Origin of the sequence: Bacillus sp. 22475, from assembly GCF_052044835.1 — a bacterium.
Classification (GTDB): domain Bacteria; phylum Bacillota; class Bacilli; order Bacillales; family Bacillaceae_G; genus Bacillus_A; species Bacillus_A cereus.
On the sequence record NZ_JBQENW010000039.1, the window covers coordinates 15103 to 29292 of the forward strand.

Below are 14190 nucleotides of genomic sequence, written 5' to 3' on the forward strand. Positions count from 1 at the left end.
ATTGATTCAAAGGCTCTCTACAATCCTTATGTAAAAATAACTGACGCATTTTAAACATCATCGATTTTATCATTTTGGACAACCTATTCTGTTAAATTAATATACATGCGAAAAAACTATCAAAATAAAACCCCAGAAATCCATTGGTCTCTGGGGCTTCATTATATATTTAGCTCTTTTTGCTTTTTGTTTTGTTTATGTCTATACAGTAACTTTCGACTTATTAGAGAAATCACTAATAAGGTCAGAATTAATAAGATAAGTTGCATAAATGATAAATCAAAATATTTAGCACCTGTAACGATTAAAAGTGTAGAAATCGTGCCTTTTACAACGAAAAAAATAATAACCCATAACCCGCCTTTTTTCCAGTTCATTTTATATTACCCTTTCCTACGTTTAAATTCTTAAAATATTTAATGATAGTTCGTAAATATGACAACTTAATAGAAATCTATTATATTAACAAAAAATTCATGTCTAATTAAATGCGACGATTCTATATTAAGTGAAAATGATATTCATTGTCAATTTTATTGATTATTTGAATACTTATTCTTAATCTCTTTCTACTTTGTTTCTTATAAGCAATACACTTTTATATTCAAACAAAAACACCTCCATTACATTTGCACACTTAGTATGCGAATGCAAGAGGTGTTTTTTCATATACCATCAGGTAAGATTTCCTACTTTGTTTATTTCTAGATACGTAGCTATTTTTTAGTACACAATTACTGGATCATACGTGTTCAAACTATCATATACAGTTTTTGCAACATTAGGAAGAAGGTTCACACACCCACCTGATCCTCCTGTTAAATAAGCATTATTTCCCCAGTCTTTTCGCCAGCCGGCATCGTGGAATCCTTGACCGCTATTGGTGAATGGAACCCAGTAATCTACTTTAACTGCATAATCAGCTTTCCCTACTGCGCTACCTCTTAGCGTGTATGGTGTTCGTTTGTATAGGACGTACCACACACCTGGTGATGTATCTTCACCCGTGCTATGTTTACCCGTTACTACATTTGTTGTAACGACTAATTTTCCATCTTTATAAATCCAAATTTGTTGCTCTGCAATTGAAACTTCCGCATACGTGTCTCCGATGCCATTATTCGCTGTTGTTTTATAACCGATACCTTCCTTCTCCCAACCATTTCCGTGAATATTAGAAGCAGAAAGCGCCTTTTCGCCTTTCTCAAAGGCTTGTTGAACTTGTTTAGTTTCTTTTTCAACATCTAGTGCCCAGCCGTAGCCTTGCCCTTTTACTGATATAACTGAACCGGAATGCGTTTTAAATGAGAAATCTTTATTTAATGTTGATTTGGCATTATTAATTTCAGTAATTTTATTCTTAATGTCACTCGCATCAATTGTAACTTTCATATCCTTTGACATAGAGGCATTTTGAATTAAATCTTTCGCTTTTAAAGGATAAACTTCATCCTGCACTTTATACTCAACAGACTGCCCAAGAAGATTCTGTAGTGCTTTCTCCTCTTTTTTGACAATCGGATCGTCTTCTTTAATAGGTTTTATGTATGCAGACTTCAGATGAATTTCGCTTTTATATTTTTGCTTATCGTAATCTTTCAGTAGACTAGTAACGTCATACTGTTTTCCTTCAACACTTTTCGAAATAACAATTTTCCCTTGTTCTAGCTTCGCCATAGCATCTTGAGGCGCTTTTAATTTTTCATTCATAGAGATGAGCGTTTCTTCTACAAGTTTTTTCATCGTTTCACTACGATACTGATCTGCCTTCTCTGGTAGTAATGAATAATTTTCTCCCTTTGAGGAAGGGAAAAATGTCCACTGACTTTTTAATAGTTTCTTAACTTGAGGCAAATCTTTTTCCGTAAGTTCCGTTTTTGTATCTTTTTCATCTAAAATTTGTTGTTGATCAACATAGACTTTGTTTGCTAGTCCAGATGTCTTTAATTTTTGTATTGCCTGATCAGCGCTCAGACCACCAACTTTTGTGTCATTAATTGTAACATTCGAATTGAAGTGAGTTGCCTGATAATAACTCATTCCCCCAATAAGAAGTGCAATTACACCAATACCCGCTGCGATAAACTTCCAATTTGTATAACGTTTTTTTGATCTTACTCGTTTTTGATCAATTTCTTCAACTGATTCATTTGTTGTATTGTTGTTCATCAATCTTTCCCCCGTATGCATTAACGTCAAACGATTTTCAACTAAAATCATAGACTAGTGTACCTTATTTTTCCTAAAATTTCATTATTTCCGACCACATTTTATCGCAATTTAATAATTAAATTTAGATTTTTTAATAGTACGATGCATTGAACAGCCCTTTACAAGCCATAAAGTGAAACTTAAATCAACCGTCACACCAAGAGATTTAGCTTAATATTCTAGGGGGGAATTTTTCTCTTTACGTAAAATACGAATTATATTATCCATTTTTATGAACATCAATCCCTAATTTTGTAAAAAAAAAAAAAAAAAAACGATAGTCCTTCTACATTTTTGATAAAAGGACTATCGTTTTTTCAGTTAGAGTATTTGTATAATCGTTTAACTTTTTATTTCCTGAAGGTCTAACGTGATGAAGATGATGAAATTTCATCTCATAGCCTTTAAATGAAAAACATTATGTTTTTTATGACAATCAAGTTTATTTTTATAAATTAACCCCTTAGCTTGATGCCTTCCATATATCCAGCAGCCTAAGATTAAGTAAGAGTCCGTTCAACTAGATTTTTTCTAATATTTTTAGGAGCATCTTATTTCAACCTCGTCATATTACACTAATCGAATTTAAAACACATCCGTATGCTATTTAGTAAAATTTACGATTCGAGACATAATTATTGCAGTAGCCAAGATAATAATAGCGGTTATCAAACCAGATTCTCCAATCCAAATCTCAGTTTGATCTCCTGTACTTGCACGTGCGAAAGGTCCTTGAATAATGGCATTCCAAGTAGTATGAATGATAACCGAAGGCCAAACGCTACCTGTGATAAGTCGTAAATAAGCTGTAATATAACTGAATGGCACAATACAAAAATAGATGCCAAGTACTGAAAGTAGGGCAGATGTTCCCTCTACATATAGACCAGCAATAACAATTGGAACATGCCACGTTGCCCAAATCAATCCGCTAATAAGGATCGGGCGTGAAAACTCTGCATCGATTAGCCTTGTGAGCATATAACCTCGCCAACCCATTTCTTCCCCCATAACTGGGATTAAGTTAAGCAAGCTTCCTAAAACTCCGCTCAGTACTACTATAAAAATGAAACTTAATGGTATCGGTAGATATTGAAATCCAAGTATATTGTAAATAGGTTCTAGCATACCACCTTGCGGGGGCTGAAACTTCGCAATTCCGCTCAACCAGGCGATAGAATAAGTAATTCCACATATAATCATAGGTATTAACAGAGCAAAACCAATCCCCTTCCATATCTTTAAGTTACCGAGACTAAAAGATACATCTTTAAACCCTTCTTTCAATATTATGCGAGTCAAAATAGAAGAAAATGCTGGGGTAAACATATATACCACAATAAGCGGCATACTTTTAGTAATCATTACTACTACATTTAGAATAATAGAAGTAATGGTTAAGATACTTAGAAAAAGTTGAAGTCCTATTTTAGCACGATGGATTTTATCTTTATTGTGGAATGCTTCTCCGTGTAATAACATTGTAATCCGCCCTTCCCCTTTTATTCATTTGTTTATCAAATTTACTTCCTGTCATTTCAACAGCTACAACTTAGAATAAAAATATTTTGACATACAGATCATTCATCTTTAAAACCCCTCCCAAATTCATAATCTAGTCTTACTTGCGATTCAACAATTTAATTATTATTTATAAACTGTCATAGCCGATAGTACAAAAGTGTAATGATTAACCTATGACTTGTGTCAATTAATCTTATGACAATATGTAACTAGAAAATATGATATGGAATAAATAACAATTAAATTAAGGCAATTGATTCGTGCAAGTACATGAATCAATCTTGTTTATAAAAATAATTCAATTGAGGTGGGCAAAAATGAATAAGAAAAGAATGATTGCAATGGTTAGTACAGCTTTATTAGTCACAGGATGCGCGGAAGTAGGAAACGCTCAAACTGTAGCAGTCGAAAATTCAGGTCAATCAGTCCAAAAAAATATAGTTAAATCAATACAATCACAGGCTAACCCATTAAAAACGATAGAGCCGTCAAAACCATTTGAAGATTTAAAACCACTTAAGAAAATGATTGGGAACGCGCAATATGTAGGATTAGGAGAGAATACTCATGGAAGCTCTGAAATTTTTACTATGAAGTTTCGCCTTGTGAAATATTTGGTTACTGAAATGGGTTTTACGAATTTTGCAATGGAAGAAGATTGGGGAAACGGCTTAAAACTAAATGAATATATCCAAACAGGAAAAGGAAACCCTAGGGAATTTTTAAAATTGTTATATCCTACTGATGAAATTATAGCCATGATTGAGTGGATGAAAGATTATAATGCTGATCCATCCAATAAAAAAAAGATCCAATTTATTGGGCTCGACTTAAAGGCGTTGGACCAAGGTAGCTTTAATAAAGTAATTGATTATGTAAGGCTGCATCGACCAGATTTGCTGGCAGAAGTAGAAGAAAATTATAAAGAATTGTCTTCTTTTACTGGAAGTATACAGGAATATATGAAACTTGCTCCTGAAAGGAAAGAGAAGTTTAAAGCAAACGCTGAGAGAGTAGCCCGATTACTAAAAGATGAGAATGAACAAGCCAACACAGAAATAATTCCATCCGAGTACATCTGGGCGAAAGCAACGGCAAGTGCAATAGAGAAATTTACCACAATGCTACTCCCTAACGACTATCCAAGTATAATAAAACTACATGAACAATACTTGGCCGATCATGCAATGTGGGCACAAGAGACATTTGGTGGTAAAACGATGGTATGGGCACACAATATTCATATAGCTAAAGGAATTATCGATGAGAAATTATACCCTTATGTTGCGGGGCAATTTTTGAAGGAACGTTTAGACAATAATTATGTCACAATTGGCAGTACAACTACGGAGGGGAATTTTACCTTATACAACGACACCGGAGATAAGATTATAACGGATCCGATTCCACAAGATGTAAATAGTTTCAATTATACCTTCGGAAAAGTACCATATAACATGTTTTTATTGGATAACCGTCACCTTAAAGGACCGGCAGAGAAATGGGTGAAAGCAAAAAGACCATTACTAAGTATAGGGGCACGACTCTTACCGAACGAATCGGCATATTTTGATACTTCATTGCTTGAGCAATTTGATATTATTTTTCATATTCGAAAAACAAGTCCATCTCATATTAAATAAAAGTACAAAGCAATCCCGTTCTTGCAGATGTAAGAACGGGATTGCTTTGTGGAGGATTAATAAAGTGAAACTTTAATCAGCAGGTTTTTGTTCATCCCCCACTGATTATTAGCCTTCACCAATCGTGCGTTTACCGGCAGCCCGCCCCCACCTAACGCTGAATTTTGAGGTGGGAGTCTTACTGCCCAGTAAATAGCGGGATAAAAGCATCTTTTTTAACCAGAAGTAAGCTGCTCTCCCCTTTTTAACATCATTTAGAACTGTCATATGACACTTTTACACTAGTGAGAATGACAAAAAAAGCAGTATGATTCGGTTATTACACAGATAGGAGCGATGAACTTTATGAAATCAAGATTCATCCATAATGGTTATTTTTTATTGCTAACTTTCGGTACAGGATTGTTTTATTTTTGTTTTTACCTAATAGCTCTGCTATTTAGTTTAACCCTTTCATTTACTGTTGTTGGGATTCCATTAATTATGCGCGTACTACAGACTACCACACCCTTTATCCAATTCGAGCGCATACAGACGAAAATTTATACAGATATTTCAACAGACTCTTACGATAGAAGTATAACAATGGATACATCGAACTGGTCTCAGGTGAAATTAGTGCTAACAGATCGTCGCACTTGGTGTGCTGTCTATTGGCTAATGCAGAAATTTACGATTGGCATTTTCAGTCTCATTAGTGCAATCATTTTTTACGTAATGCCACTTATGTTCCTGTTGGCACCACTACTGTATCGATACATCGATATGAATATTATATTTATACAAATAGATACTTTTGCCAAGTCACTCTTTGTAATGTTTATGGGTATAGTATTTACCGCCATAAGTATTAGAATAGTCGATGGTTTGACAAAGAAAATTGGGGGCTATACACGTAGTATGATTCGGCAACTAAATCAATAGAAGTTTGCAGTCTGTGAGTAGTATCGTAGTTTTAAATTAAAAAGTATAATAAGGCAGGAAGGATTAAATTATTATATAGGAAGTAAAATGGTAGGCTATTTAGGGGGTAAAGGACTTGTTAGATATGGTTAAGTATTGGTTTTGGTATGATTGGATTATGTTAGGAGTACGCCTACTTGCTAGTGTGTCTATCATTCTAGCTACATTAAATTTTCAGGATGGTTTAACATTACCACTTTGGATTATTATTCTTTGGGAAATTATTGCCTTCTCTGTTCCATGGGTAGCCTTACTATTCAATTATAAATATTATTTGTTCACAGAAATACTGCTGTATGGTGGACTATGTATATATTTAACCTCATTATTTCCAGGGGCTTACAACACATTTCTTATATCAGTGTTTCTAATTGCTGCGAATAGTAAGCATTTGTCCTATTATTGGACAGCTCCAATAACGGTTTTTATAACAACTGGAATTTTCTATGCGGTTGCGCCAAGTAATAGCTATTGGGTTATGGTCACCTATTATGGATTCGCATATGTAATGGGCTTCGCTTTTCATTTATTAATCGTCAATCATAAGCAAAATGAATCAATTCGTAAACAAAACGCGGTACTTGAGCAATATATGTCTCAGATTGAACGCATTACACTGGCGGAAGAACGAAACCGACTGTCAAGTGAGCTTCATGATACAGTTGGTCACGCTTATACTTCTATTATTATGGGGATGGAAACGTTGCGCACCGAACTTGCTACTGAAATGGGTATACAGAGGCTAGATTCTCTGCTTGAAATGGGACGTAAAAGCATCGAGGACGTGAGAGGTTACCTACATCAAATGGAGTCTCCGTGTCAATCGCCTTCCTTAATTCAATCTCTACAAAATCTTGGAGCCGAATTTCAGGAGCACGCTCAGGTTAATGTAAGTTTTCGGGTATACGGAGAGGAATATGAATTGTCTCGGCAAGCGAAGATAGCGTTCATTCGTTGCTTACAAGAGTCCCTTACGAATGCAGTACGTCATGGTCAAGGAACTGAAATTATAGTTTCATTGCAGTTTGAACAACAATATACGAGATTAGAAGTTCAAGATAATGGAAAAGGAAATGTAGAATGGCAAGAAGGCTTTGGTATGAATGCAATGAAAGAACGAGCAATGAATTTGCAAGGCCAATTGTCTGTATATACAAAGCCAGATGAAGGAATGCTTGTTACATGTACCATACCGCGCCAAACTGAAATAAAAGATGGACTTATTCGTTTGTTAATTGTAGACGACCAGCCGTTTGTTCGGGAAAGTTTGAGGACACTACTCGATAGATATGAAGATTTAAATGTAATCGGTTTGGCCGAGGATGGCAATGAAGCCATCGATTTGTGTGGGCGCCTTCAACCCCATGTTATACTTATGGATTTAGATATGCAGCACATGGATGGAGTCGAAGCAACCAAAAAGATTAAGCAACAATGGCCACATATCCGCATATTGATTTTTACCACTTTTCAGGATACCGAACAGGCGTTGGAATCGCTTCGCAACGGTGCGGATGGCTTTTTACTCAAATCCATTGAAACATTGGAGCTAGCTAATACGATCCGACTTATTCACAAAGGTGGGACACTGATTGATCAGGGAATGTCTCACAAAATATTTGAGAAATTTGATGAGCAAAAAGAGACACCACAATCAAAAGCAACCGCTTATGAGCTAACAGCTAGGGAGATAGAAATATTGCAGCTAGTAGCAAAGGGACTTCGATACACTACCATAGCATCAAGGTTATATTTATCGAATGGTACGGTCAGAAATTATGCTTCCACAGCTTATACAAAGCTGGGAGTCCGCAACAAAGAAGAAGCTGTTCAAAAGGCTCTAGAAATTGGAATTATTGAATAAGAAAAATGTTTTTTTGTTTCTCTACAGCAAGGCAAAATGTAGTTACAAGGTACAGTAAAAGATAAAGTGAAACTTTAATCAGTGGGGTTTGTTCATCCCCCACTGATTATGAGCCCTCACCAATCGTGCTGCCCGTTAATGCGGGATAAACAACATCATTACATTAATCTTTTTTAGGGAGTACAATTCCTTTAAATAATTGAACAGTAATCCAGTAATACATCGAGTAAATTACTACAAAAATAACAAGTGGTAACCAAATGCGAGAGTACGGATCGATTACAAGAGGGCTAAACATGTTCATACCAACTAATATATGAGTAATCCCTACAATTGCTGGGAATAAGAATATGAAGAATAACTCTTTATAAATTGATTTTGTTAATAACTCTCGGCGAACACCAATTTTATGAAGCATTTGATAACGTGTTACATCTTTTGATGCTCCCGACAGAACTTTAAACATTAAGCAGCTTGCCATCATTGCTAAAAATGCAATTCCAACGAAGAAACCCATAAACATTAGTCCGCTGGCAAAATCATGACTCATAATATATGTTTGATACTTACTACCCAATTCTTCCACATTTTTATATTTTGCTATCTGTAATTCATCAAGTTTTTTCCATTCTTTTATGTATGATCCAAAATCATCTGTTTTCCCCATAAACACAATACTTTCTTTACCCTTCAATCCATTGTATATGTTATAGTCTACAATTTTCATTTCATAATCAGGATATAAATAATTTGGCTGGATTGTTCTGAAAGCCTGAATCCATTGTTTTGTGTCTGTCTCTCCTTCAGCCCGTTTTATTGAAAATGCACCAATTGGTATTTCCTCTGAAACTTTCTCTATTTTCATACCTTGCAAGAAAGGGCGATTTTTCTCTACATCTTCTTTAAGATAATAAACATATCTATCATCAACTTTGTAATGATATTCAAGTTTTTCTTGAAATAAGATACTACCCAAAATTTTCTTTTCTTCCGCTGTTGGATTATGAATAACTGAATCGTAAATTTGTATTTGATCTGTAATTTTTAGGATGTTGTTTTTAAATGCCATACCACAAGCAATTCCACCAGCACCAAGAGCCACTAAAATTGCTACTGTTGCAAGCACATTTGTTAGACTATTAATGCGGAAATTTAATTGTGCAAAAGTAAAAGCATTAAGGCCTTTTTCACTACGTTTTTTATTACTCTTTAACTTGTTAATCATAACTGGAAGAAGTGATCCAAATATAAGGTAAGTACCAACGGTTGCTGAGATTAATCCAACAGCCATTAATCCCAAAACAATTAGCGAATTTGCATATGATATATAAATAAGTGATGCATAACCAATACCCAATAAAAGAATACCAAGGAATGCAACTACAACTGTCATTTTTCCTTTTATGGCAACACGTTCTGTTTGTTCATCAGCATGTACAAGTTGCAGTACAGAAATACGAGATAATTTAATACTATTCATAATTGCAGATAATACAAAGAGTGCAAAGAAGAAGATGCAAGTAATAGCTATAGATGGCAGATAAAATGCTTTATAACCTTCGCCAGCAAACTCGAGTTGTTTCATTAATAGCTGACCGATACCTTCTGCAAGTCCTACACCAATTGTAATTCCAATCAAAAGAGAGGTGGCACCTAATATGATTGTTTCGATAAACATAAGTAATGTAACTTTATGCTTTTTTGCTCCTAACATCATATACATACCAAATTCTTTTTGACGAAGAGCTGATAAGAAAGAGTTTGCATATAAAATATAGAAAAATGTGATAATCGCTAACAAAACGGAACCAATTTTAAAGACAGCCACAATATCCCTAATAGAAGAGTTAGATTCAAGGAACGTTTTATTGGATGCTAGCGTTTGAAACATATAAAAAGTTGAAATAGAGACAATAAGACCAACAAGTAAAACAATGTAATCTTGCAACTTACTTTTTAGGCCTGACATAGAGAGCTTAAATAACATGATTGAACTTCCTTCCTTACGCTTTTTGTGTGCCTAAGTTTGCAAGCACATCTAAAATTTCTTTATAGAATTCTTCACGGGTACTACCGCGATGAATTTCTTTATATAACTCACCATCTTGAATGAATAAAATACGTTGACAGTAACTTGCGCTGTAAGGATCATGCGTAACCATCATAATGGATACACCTTGCTCTTTATTTAAGCTTGTCATGGCATTAAGTAAACTCGTTGCATTTTTAGAATCTAGAGCTCCAGTCGGCTCATCTCCCAAAATAATTGCTGGTTCATGAACTAACGCACGTGCTGCTGCGGAACGTTGCTTTTGTCCACCAGATACTTCAGAAGGATATTTTTGAAGTATCGCTGTAATGCCTAACATATCAGCTACTTTTTCTACTTTCTTTCCAATATTACGAGATGAAACACCTTGAAGTGAAAGTGGGAGTGCGATATTTTCATAGATAGATAAATTCTCCAATAAGTTAAAGTCTTGGAAAATGAATCCTAACTTTTGTGAACGAAAATCAGAAAGTTCACCCTGCTTCATCCTCGTAATATCCGTTCCTGCAATTTCAACAACGCCGCCTGTCGCTTTATCTAACGTTGAAATTACATTTAATAATGTTGTTTTACCAGAACCAGAAGGCCCCATAATACCAACAAACTCTCCCTCTTGAATTGAGAATGATACACCTTTTAATGCGTGTGATTGATTCTCACCTTTTTTACCGTACAATTTTTGAATGTTTTTTACATCTACAACTGGCTTTATCATTTATATCCTCCTACATTTTTTTATTTCATTACAATAAGCTACTAAATTTGTTTACTACTAACAAAATAGACATGTTACCTCCACACTTAAGCTACAATGAAATCTTTCCTTTTATCTTCTTTGCTCACCTCATCACTTTGAATACACCCATGATAAACTATGAAAATTAGGAAACACCCCGTAAAATCCTTAAGATTTCTTAAGTTTTAAAAAAAGCTTATGGAACCTGTAGTTCCATAAGCTTTCTATCTAATTGAATGTTCAACAATAAAAGACATCCAACCATCTTTATATTCTGCATGTATATTACCATGATGAAGTTCAACAATTCTTTTTGAAATAGCAAGTCCAAGTCCATTTCCCTGGTCATCTTTTCTTGCCTTGTCCCCTCTGAAAAACCTTTCAAACAATTTATTTGGATCGCTAACAGGCGGTCTCTCGACTTTATTTGATACTTTCAACATTGCCTTGTTACCTATTAGTTCAAGACATATAGATAATTCGGATGGTTTCATGCTGTACTTTATCGCATTCATAAAAAGATTTTCATAAACACGTACCATTTTTTCTACATCTATGAAGATAGGTATTGTTTCTTGCGTGATTGATTTTTGAACGATTAAGCTTTCCTTTTCAAATATAGGAATGTATTCTCCAACTATTTGCTCCAACAAACCCGATAAATCAACTTCATTAAGATTTAACTTAGCATCTATGCCTGATAAACGAGTATATTCAAACAACTCATCAATTAAATATTTCAATCTCTTTGATTTTAAATAAGTGGTTTCAAGGTATTCCTGTAATTGTATTTTACTGTTGTATTGCCCTCTTTTTAATAAATCTATATAGCCAATAATAGATGTTAACGGTGTGCGTAAGTCATGAGATACATTGGTTATAAGTTCATTTTTTGTACGTTCTAATCGTCTTTCTTGTTCAAATGTATTCTCCAATTCCTTGGACATATAGTTGATATTTTGAGCAAGTTGGGTCAATTCGTCCTTCCCCTTAATCCCAATTGTTAAACCCAGTTTTCCATTTGCAATATCATTCACATTTTCCGAAATGAGCTTCAAATATACTATTTTCTTTCGAACCAATAGCAAAAAGATTACTATAAAGTTTAAGATTGCGAACGTAAATAAGAACAACATTGCGAGTCTCACTTCAAACATGCCAAAATCTTCGTGTTTTATAAAAAATGGATCTATGACGTATTGCACAATGAGGATTGTTAAACCAAATGAAATAAAAAAACTAATTGCAACAGCACCAAGAAGTTTTATAATAATCTTATTTCTGAAACTAACATTCTTCATATTTTATACCCAATTCCCCAAACAGTTTTAATATAAATGGGATGTTTAGAATCTTCTTCAATTTTGTCTCTTATTTTTGTAATATGCACCATGACGGTATTATCTGATTTATAAAAAACCTCTTTCCAAACTGCTTCATATATTTTTGCTACACTCAGGACAATCCCTTTGTTGCGGGCGAGTAGTTCGAGAATAGCAAACTCTTTTGGAGTTAACCTTGTTTCTTTTCCCCTTACCCATACTTGACGAGTATCTGTATTCACGGTTAAGTCACCAATTTCTAGAATACTTTTATTATGTTCTATGGACGTATTGTATTTTTTAAACCTTCTTAATTGGGATTTTACCCTAGCAATTAATTCTAGTGGGTTAAACGGTTTTGATAAATAATCGTCTGCACCAGAGGCTAGGCCCTGAATTTTGTCTATATCCTCAGATTTTGCAGATAGCATAATGATAGGCATATTGCGATCTTCCCTAATTTTCATACATGCTTCAATGCCATCCATATTCGGCATCATAATATCTAAAATAATCAAATCAAAGTCCTTTTCTTCTAACAGTTGTAAAGCTTGTATAGCATCTTCTGCCTTTTGAGTTTTTAGGCCTTCATTTTCCAGATATACCGAGATAAGATTTCTAATCTCTTTATCATCATCAACAATAAGAATTTTCGACTCCATTTTATTCCTCCACATTAAATGCAATAAGTATTCAATAAAGCATATATTTGTTGTTACTTAGTTAATAAACTTAATAGAGATGGTTTCTATCTTCTTTCTTTACTTAAGACGATCTTTTGTAAAATACACAAAAAGACCGTCACAGTATTGTGACGAAAAAACAAGAAAATTTCAATAACTAATACTATTATTATTTATTTTTAGCTTTTAAGACACCCAGCGCTATTTTGGTTGCTTCTGCAATAAGCTTATCATCGTATTTAGCATCCTCTTTATCATGATTAGAAAGTATCGCAAGAACAATTGGCTTTTTATTTGGTGGCCAAATAATTGCGATATCATTTCTGGTTCCATAAGATCCCGAGCCCGTCTTATCAGCTACTTCCCATCCTCCTGGAACTCCAGCACGAATTAAGTTGTCTCCCGTAGTATTCCTTTTCATCCAATCTATTAATAAATCCCGTTTCTCAGTTGAAAGTACATCTCCTAGCGTGAAAGCCTGAAGACTAGTAGCTAATGCCTTTGGGGTACTAGTATCATGTACGTCTCCTGGATGCACTTCGTTTAACTCTGGTTCAAAACGTTCAGGATTTGTAACGGTATCTCCTATTTCTCTCAGTGATTTTTTGAATTCACTAGGTCCACCTAATTGTTTAAGAATAAGATTTTGTGCAGTATTATCACTATATCGAAGGGAAGCATCTGCAAGCTCTTTCAGAGTCATACCCCTATCAACATACTTTTCTGTAATTGGATTGTAATTAACAAGATCTTCACGAGTATACAAAACTCTTTGATTTAGATCTTCTATTGATTTCTTTTGTAAAAGTACTCCCACAGCTAAAGCTTTGTGGGTAGATGCGTATGCAAACCGTTTATCTGATTGATACGTAACAGTTTGATTCGTATCAGTGTCCAATGCATAAATACCGAGTTTAGCATCAAATTCTTTTTCAAGTTTAGCAAAAGAATCATTACCAGTAGTTTCTTGTTTGGTTTGATTTGTTTGTTTTGTTTGTTTAAGTAATTCAGACTGAGTATTGCCATCGGAACAGCCTATAAGCGTTGCACATGAAAGAAATACTACAGGTACCATCTTTTTGTAATGTAAAAAGTTAAAAAACTTGTTTAAGACTATCATACATTTTCAACCTCTTTCAAGAATATATAGTTTTTCTAGGTGTTATACATATCGATACAATTAAAGAGTGTATC

At 34.4% G+C, this 14190-nt stretch carries 11 protein-coding genes; 3 read left to right on the forward strand and 8 right to left on the reverse strand.

What is annotated here, in order from left to right; translation table 11 throughout:
• Positions 1-161 precede the first annotated feature (161 nt).
• From ACTJJY_RS29130 to ACTJJY_RS29140, 3 genes are all read right to left on the reverse strand, one after another.
• Positions 162-377, reverse strand: a complete 216-nt coding sequence (locus tag ACTJJY_RS29130) for a hypothetical protein (protein ID WP_001104104.1) — start codon at positions 375-377, stop codon at positions 162-164.
• 346 nt (positions 378-723) lie between these two features.
• Entirely contained in the window at positions 724-2169 is a 1446-nt protein-coding gene (locus ACTJJY_RS29135) for a L,D-transpeptidase family protein (RefSeq protein WP_142947125.1), read from the reverse strand.
• A gap of 645 nt (positions 2170-2814) precedes the next feature.
• Positions 2815-3693 (reverse strand): CPBP family intramembrane glutamic endopeptidase, encoded by an 879-nt coding sequence (locus ACTJJY_RS29140; RefSeq protein WP_098126770.1) that lies wholly within the window; start codon positions 3691-3693, stop codon positions 2815-2817.
• Between the two features lie 359 nt (positions 3694-4052).
• On the opposite strand from ACTJJY_RS29140, the gene ACTJJY_RS29145 reads away from it, so the two are divergent.
• The 3 genes from ACTJJY_RS29145 to ACTJJY_RS29155 all read left to right on the forward strand — a co-directional run bounded on the left by ACTJJY_RS29145 (position 4053) and on the right by ACTJJY_RS29155 (position 8205).
• A complete protein-coding gene (locus tag ACTJJY_RS29145; protein ID WP_440607215.1) occupies positions 4053-5378 on the forward strand; it encodes an erythromycin esterase family protein in 1326 nt (441 codons plus the stop codon).
• Between the two features lie 345 nt (positions 5379-5723).
• A complete protein-coding gene (locus ACTJJY_RS29150; protein ID WP_000842190.1) occupies positions 5724-6302 on the forward strand; it encodes a sensor domain-containing protein in 579 nt (192 codons plus the stop codon).
• A 115-nt stretch (positions 6303-6417) separates the two neighbouring features.
• Positions 6418-8205 (forward strand): helix-turn-helix transcriptional regulator, encoded by a 1788-nt coding sequence (locus tag ACTJJY_RS29155; RefSeq protein ID WP_089171405.1) that lies wholly within the window; start codon positions 6418-6420, stop codon positions 8203-8205.
• Positions 8206-8368: 163 nt separating this feature from the next.
• Here the strand turns inward: ACTJJY_RS29155 and ACTJJY_RS29160 are convergent, their stop codons facing one another.
• From ACTJJY_RS29160 to bla, 5 genes are all read right to left on the reverse strand, one after another.
• Positions 8369-10192 (reverse strand): FtsX-like permease family protein, encoded by a 1824-nt coding sequence (locus tag ACTJJY_RS29160; protein ID WP_440607216.1) that lies wholly within the window; start codon positions 10190-10192, stop codon positions 8369-8371.
• Positions 10193-10208: 16 nt separating this feature from the next.
• Positions 10209-10970 (reverse strand): ABC transporter ATP-binding protein, encoded by a 762-nt coding sequence (locus ACTJJY_RS29165; protein ID WP_000595170.1) that lies wholly within the window; start codon positions 10968-10970, stop codon positions 10209-10211.
• A gap of 245 nt (positions 10971-11215) precedes the next feature.
• Positions 11216-12292: a HAMP domain-containing sensor histidine kinase gene (locus ACTJJY_RS29170; protein ID WP_440607217.1), complete on the reverse strand. Its 1077-nt coding sequence runs from the start codon at positions 12290-12292 to the stop codon at positions 11216-11218.
• Positions 12289-12975, reverse strand: a complete 687-nt coding sequence (locus ACTJJY_RS29175; RefSeq protein ID WP_075678214.1) for a response regulator transcription factor — start codon at positions 12973-12975, stop codon at positions 12289-12291. Before ACTJJY_RS29175 ends, ACTJJY_RS29170 begins: the two co-directional genes overlap by 4 nt.
• A 190-nt stretch (positions 12976-13165) precedes the next feature.
• The gene (gene bla / locus ACTJJY_RS29180; RefSeq protein WP_440607218.1) at positions 13166-14116 is read right to left on the reverse strand and encodes a class A beta-lactamase; all 951 of its coding nucleotides are present in this window, start codon (positions 14114-14116) and stop codon (positions 13166-13168) included.
• Between the last annotated feature and the right edge of the window lie 74 nt (positions 14117-14190).